Consider the following 1,435-nt stretch of genomic DNA (forward strand, 5'->3'; position numbering starts at 1 on the left):
GTGGGGCAGTTGCCCATCTCGGCTGAGCAGGTGAAGGTAATCGAATCGGCGGCCGACCTTAACGACCTCCGGCAGATTAACCTTATCTCGTACGAGCGCCTGCGCATGCCGGTCGATAAGGCAGCTTCGGCGCGCGTGACGTATGCCCATCGACTGCGTCGCCGCATCGGCCTGCTGGTAGCCGACGAAGGCGAGCGCCTTGCCAATCCCACGAGCGACCAGAGCCGCGCGCTTTGGCAGCTTTCGGCGCGGCGAAGGTTTGTTTTGACGGGAAGCCCGATTCCGAACTACCCGAGAGATGCGTTCGGTTTGATCGCGTTTTCTGGCGGTGATGGAACGGCGGCTCAGCCGTATGGCTATCGCGTGGGCTACCTCGAGCAAAACTGGATCAATTCGGTGGAGTACGCGATGCGCGGCGTCGATCGGTTCAGGGATGACTTCGTGGTGCTGGAGTGGGTCACGTGGCAATTCGCGGAAAGCCTGCAGGATGGGGCGAAACGCGAGGTGCCCAAGATCGGTAACCTGCACCTGTACTGGGCGATGCTCGCGCCGCACATCAAGCGGCGGCTGGTCGCAGAACCCGAGGTGTCGCGCTACATCCAGATCGAACCACCGCAGTTCGAGGTGGAGACGGTCGATTGGGATCGCGGGCATCTGGCCGCGTATCTGCGTGCTGCCGACGAGTTCGCCGACTGGTATCGCTCATCGCGCGATGACAAGAAGGCGTGCAACCTCGTGACGATCCTCGCTCGTATCCGCGCGGTTCACTTCGCAGCCAATTACCCACAGTTCGGAATGGATGGTGTCGAGTACATCGGCGGGCTGACGAGCAAGCAGCGCGCAATTGTCGACCGCATGCGCGCAATCGCGGCGGAAGGCAAGCAGGCGATCGTGTTTGCCGAGAACCCGGGCGTGCTCGATCTTTTGGCGCGTGAGCTTGATGCGCATGGCGTTCAGACGGTGCCGTTTCATGGCGAGATTCCGATCAAGCGTCGTGTGGCCGATAAGGACAAGCGATTCTTGGGCGGACTGGCAACGGGGCTGATGGCCACCAAGGCATCGGGTCGCGCGGGCTACAACCTGCCGAACGCCGACTACATCCTTTTCTACGACCGTTCGTGGACGTGGCGCATTGAGTATCAGGCGATGCGGCGCGCGCTGCGCTGGAATCGGAAGGGCGTGTTGAAGGTGCTGTATTTCCACCTGCCCGGCAGCATCGACGAGTATCAGGACCAGATGGTCGCGCACAAACGTGACGCGACGCAGGCGGGGCTGGACTGGGCGACGCCGGAACTTGAAGACGAGACGTTTTTGCATATGGATTCGTTGCTGGACCGCTTTGTCGATGACCTCGCATTGCTGGCGGCCGAGACCGCGGGCGACATGCGCAAACTTCTGAAGGAGGCAGCTTAAATGCCGAAAGACTCGAATGTGT

At 61.3% G+C, this 1,435-nt stretch carries 1 protein-coding gene; it reads left to right on the forward strand.

Going from position 1 to position 1,435, the window contains the following annotated elements:
- On the forward strand, positions 1–1,413 hold a 1,413-nt coding region (locus tag AWB81_RS42900; protein WP_200822647.1), incomplete at its 5' end, for an SNF2-related protein.
- Positions 1,414–1,435 lie beyond the last annotated feature (22 nt).

Source organism: Caballeronia arationis (assembly GCF_001544975.2).
Taxonomy (GTDB): domain Bacteria; phylum Pseudomonadota; class Gammaproteobacteria; order Burkholderiales; family Burkholderiaceae; genus Caballeronia; species Caballeronia arationis.